This is a genomic window from Alkalibacterium indicireducens (assembly GCF_039522005.1).
Classification (GTDB): Bacteria; Bacillota; Bacilli; order Lactobacillales; family Carnobacteriaceae_A; genus Alkalibacterium; species Alkalibacterium indicireducens.
Genome location: NZ_BAAADA010000146.1, coordinates 1 through 4,788 on the forward strand (window position 1 = coordinate 1; position 4,788 = coordinate 4,788).

The 4,788-nt window shown below is 43.5% G+C and carries 4 protein-coding genes; 2 read left to right on the forward strand and 2 right to left on the reverse strand.

Annotation, left to right across the window (positions count from 1 at the left end):
• Positions 1-217, reverse strand: a 217-nt coding sequence (locus ABFX15_RS08725) for a hypothetical protein (protein ID WP_346025043.1), incomplete at its 3' end; no start/stop codon positions are given.
• A gap of 158 nt (positions 218-375) precedes the next feature.
• Here ABFX15_RS08725 and ABFX15_RS08730 point away from each other — a divergent pair.
• Positions 376-2,160 carry an ABC transporter ATP-binding protein gene (locus ABFX15_RS08730; RefSeq protein WP_346025044.1) on the forward strand — a complete coding sequence of 595 codons (1,785 nt, stop codon included), beginning with the start codon at positions 376-378 and terminating at the stop codon, positions 2,158-2,160.
• Complete coding sequence (locus ABFX15_RS08735) at positions 2,160-3,917, forward strand: ABC transporter ATP-binding protein (protein ID WP_346025045.1); 1,758 nt, start codon at positions 2,160-2,162, stop codon at positions 3,915-3,917. Before ABFX15_RS08730 ends, ABFX15_RS08735 begins: the two co-directional genes overlap by 1 nt.
• Positions 3,918-4,039: 122 nt before the next feature.
• Here the strand turns inward: ABFX15_RS08735 and ABFX15_RS08740 are convergent, their stop codons facing one another.
• On the reverse strand, positions 4,040-4,297 hold the full coding sequence (locus tag ABFX15_RS08740) for a DUF2512 family protein (protein WP_346025046.1): 258 nt from the start codon (positions 4,295-4,297) through the stop codon (positions 4,040-4,042).
• Positions 4,298-4,788: the final 491 nt, after the last annotated feature.

The window sequence follows — 4,788 nt, forward strand, 5'->3', positions numbered from 1 at the left end:
ATTTTAATATTAAAATTGAAGAGTTACCATCTCTAGAAAAAAAGTTTCCGCCAAAGTCTTGACACATACAATAGTCATATTGGTGTTGTAAATGGAAACGTTTCAGTGTATAGTTGAAAACGATGAGAGAGTTTTTAAAAAAAACAAGAGAGAGGAGGACGTGCAAGATTAAAACATCAGTAAACCGAAACGATAAAATAAAAACTACTTTTTGCACACAGCTGACTCCCAGTATGGGATGGCTGAACCCTCCTTATTCAATAATAGAATGAATCCCTTGTTTTTTTGCGTGTAATCAACCAGAAAACTATTCGGACAGTCTATTCTCTTAAGGGGATGGACTGTCTATTTTTTTGGAAAGAAAGGAAAGAAAAGATGTTTGACGTACTGGTAAAACTGAAATTTTATTTTAAAGAAAACAAATGGCAATACCTCGGCTCCATTATCGCTCTGGCCGTCTCCAATATATTTGCTGTCATTATTCCATTTATCATTGGACGATTTATTGATGCGATCGTCACAGGCGAGATGAATGCCGCTGTGCTCAGAACGTATAGCCTTCAGTTCGCAGGTCTGGTCATAATCACCTATGGTCTTGATTTTCTATGGGGATATGGACTGTTCGCCGGGGCCTATAAATTACAGAAAGAGATGCGCAGTAAGTTGATGCGTCACTTTTTGAGAATGCGTGCGCCGTATTTTGAAAAGTTCCGTACGGGTGACTTAATGGCCCGTGGGACTCAGGATATACGTGCCCTGGCTGATACGGCAGGATACGGCATGCTTGTCCTGATGAGTGCCACAGGCTTCACTGCCACATTGGTGATCATGATGGGACTGACCGTACACTGGGGGCTGACTTTTGCAGCAGTTATTCCGATGCTGCCGATGGCTTATGTCATAAAGGTCAAAGGAGCTCAAGTTGATGAAGCCTATGAAATTGCTCAGAAATCATTCTCTTCTGTCAACGATGACGTACTGGAAATGATCGACGGCATGCGCGTGATTCGTGCCTATGTCAAAGAAGCTGATTTTATAGACAAGTTCAAGGAACAGACAAGCGGACTGCTCAAGAAGAACAACAAAGTATCCGAAATTGCAGCTATATTTGCACCGACTGTCAAGGCTTTTGAAGGACTTAGCATCATGATTGCATTGAGTTATGGGGCAATTCTGGTAGCGCAGGGGACGCTTAGTGTAGGAGATATCGTCGCATTCCAGATGTATCTGGGCATGATGATCTGGCCGATCATTTCGGTATCCGAACTGGTACTCATTCTGCGTCAGGGAAGTGCGTCTATGAGACGTGTCGATGAAATCAGATATGCAACAGATGAACTGAATTTCAAAGGAACGATCGAAGCAGAACAAGTCGATGATTTTGAATTTGACGAGTTCACCTTCAAATACAGTTCAAGCGAAACAATCAATCTGGATAAGATCAGACTGGACTTAAAGAAAGGCAAAACGCTCGGAATCGTCGGAAAGACTGGATCAGGAAAAACGACTCTCATCAGACAACTGCTCAATCAGTTTCCGCTTGGTTCGGGAACGTTCAATATGGGCAGTTCGGCTTACTCAGAATATAACGATCCATCTCTCAGACGACTGATCGGTTATGTGCCACAGGATCACGTCCTGTTCAGCCGATCCGTAAGAGACAACATTGCCTTCGGTAAAAAAGAGGCCACTGACGAGGATATTTTAGAAAGTATCCGCATGGCTTCCTTTGAAGAAGACCTGAAAAATATTAATAGAGGACTGGACACCATGATCGGTGAGAAAGGCGTCTCGATCTCTGGAGGTCAGAAACAGAGAATCTCCATTGCAAGGGCCCTCATCAAGGATCCGGACATTCTAATCCTGGACGACTCCTTATCTGCTGTGGATGCCAAGACAGAACAGACCATCATTCATAATATTCAGCAGGTCAGAGAAGGGAAGACGACGATCATTTCAACTCACCGCTTGTCCGCAGTAAAAGAGGCTGATGAAATCATCGTTCTGGACAACGGAGCGATTTTGGAACGTGGCACTCATGATGAGCTGATCGACAAGGGCGGCTGGTACTATGATCAGTTTACAAAACAGGAAATAAAAGAACTCACAGAAAATGAACCTCTGTCATCACCAGATCCATACGAGAGGAGGGATGACTAATGAAGACAGTTAAACGGTTAGTTTCTTATATGAAATATTACAAACTTTACTTTACGATCGGAATCGGACTGGTCGTTTTGTCCATGGTCACCGACTTGGGTGCGCCGATCATTGCTCAGCGCATTATTGACCAGGTCATCACCCCTGCAGCTGCAGGGAACGAAGAATTTACAGATGTGCTGGTCCGACTGATTGCTATTTATTTCGGCTTGATGATTTCGACCGTCATCACCCGATACATTTCGGCTATTTATCGTATGCGTGCGGCAAACGGGATCATCAAAATTTTGAGAGACCAGTTGTACACGCGTGTACAGGAACTGCCAATCAATTATTTCGATAATCTACCGGCAGGAAAAATCGTTGCACGTATAACAAACGACACAGAAAGTCTGCGCCAGCAGTTTTACGTCGCAACAGTCGGCCAGATCCTGATCAATGTATTCTACGTCATTGGAGCATTTGCAGCGATTGCTTTCTTCCACACGGGACTGGCACTGACTCTTTTGGTTCTAATTCCTATAATGTTTATATGGAACAAGTATTATACAAAATACGCCAGAGTCTTCCACCGTAAAGAACGTGACCTGAACTCGGACATCAACGGGAAACTGAATGAATCGATTCAGGGCATGCAGATAATCCAGGCTTTCGAGCAGGAAGAACGCATCCAGGAAGAATTCGAAGACATCAATGGAAAGTGGTACGAAGTCATGCGGAAGTACGTGATTCTCGACTCTGCCTTCCAGTGGACATTTGCCGACTTTCTTCGCCGGCTGTCACTATTGCTGCTGATGGTCTACTTCAGTACACAGTACATTAATGGGGTACTAGGGATTTCTGTGGGGATGTTGTATCTCTTTGGAGATTTTGTCAGCCGTCTGTATGAGCCGATCAAAGGAATCATCCAGCAGATGGCCTTCGTTCAGCAGGCGATTGCAGCTGGAGACCGGGTATTTGAAATAATGGACATGAAACCAGAAGACAACCCGGAAGCAGCGATGGAAGTGACAGAAGGACGCGTTGCGTTCAATCACGTGACATTTGGTTACACGGAAGAAAAAGATGTTCTGAAAGACATTCACTTTACAGCTGAACCGGGTCAGACAGTCGCACTTGTTGGCCACACCGGATCAGGAAAAAGTTCGATCATGAACCTGCTCTTTAGATTTTATGATCCGCAGATCGGGGAAATTATGATCGATGGCCAGAACACAAAAGAGTTTTCCAGACAATCTGTCCGAGAAGATATGGGCATTGTCCTGCAGGATCCGTTCCTCTTTACTGGGACAATCTACTCCAACATCACGATGGACAATCCGAGTATCTCAAAAGAAACCGCGATTCAGGCACTTCTAGATGTCGGCGGACAGGATCTGCTGGACAAATTTGAAAAAGGGATTGACGAACCGGTTGTCGAAAAGGGGAGTACATTAAGCTCTGGTCAGCGTCAGCTGATTTCCTTTGCCCGTGCACTTGCCTTCGATCCGAAAATCCTGATTCTCGATGAAGCAACGTCTTCCATCGATACGGAAACGGAAGAAATCATTCAGCACGCTATGAACGTTTTGAAAAAAGGACGGACGACCTTTATCATTGCTCACCGTCTGTCAACGATTCAGCATGCGGATCAGATCCTGGTGCTCGATCAGGGAGTCATTAAAGAACGGGGAACACACGACAGCCTGCTTAACCTGAACGGTGCCTATGCAGAAATGTACGAAATGCAGAAAAAAGGTCAGGCTCTTGCTTCTTAAGAAGTAAGAATAACAAAATGTCACACTCTAACTCAGGATGACAAAGTAAATGACTGGAATACAAAAAAAGAGTCATCATCTCGACTGAATCAGGAGGATGACTCTTTTTTATGACTTTATAATTAGTATGGTGAGCGCGAACTGCCTGACTGATCCTTGAGCAGCCAATTGTGGAAGAAGGTTTCAAACAATGTAACTCCCAAGGCGAAGACAAAACTGGCGACAATAGCTTCTCCGTCAGTCATGGCAGTCAGATAGGCCACAGAAATAACGAAAGCAGCCCCGGCATCGACGAAAGTAGCGACCATATTCCCGCTGTTTTTTAAGATAACCAGACCGCCTAAAATGTAAATAAGTGTGGAGATATAAGTAAATGAAATCTAGGTATAGCACAATAGAACAAAACAGATAGAAGATACTGTTAGAAAGCTTCTAGTTATAGTTCATCAAACAAAAAAGGAATAAGCTGCTGCTAAGTGACCTCTAGCTGTAGTTTATCAAAATAATAAGTATAGACTTGCCGTTAAACCTCTTCTAATAGCAGTTTAGTATAGGAAAAGACACTAAGATGACGCTAGATTGCCGTTAACTACAGTTCACGAAAAAAAATGATACTAAGGTACAGCTAGAAATGATCCTAGCTGTAGATCAGAACGATTAAGACCAAGTAAAGTAGAACGAGAGAAGCATTGGACATAAGCCAAAAAGAATTAATATAGAAACAGGAACTATTTAAGAAAAAGAGAATCAAGAAATAAAAAAGGAGAACTGCCTACGCAGTTCCACCACTTATAAAATCCTTTGAGACTCCCACGGCTAAAGCCGCAAGCCCGAACCTTTCGGTTTGACGGGTGGGATTCTTGAGTGCTTG

Coding starts and splice junctions, on each gene's coding strand:
- ABFX15_RS08730 (WP_346025044.1), top strand. CDS start 376: ATGTTTGACGTACTGGTAAAACTGAAATTTTATTTTAAAGAAAACAAA.
- ABFX15_RS08735 (WP_346025045.1), top strand. CDS start 2,160: ATGAAGACAGTTAAACGGTTAGTTTCTTATATGAAATATTACAAACTT.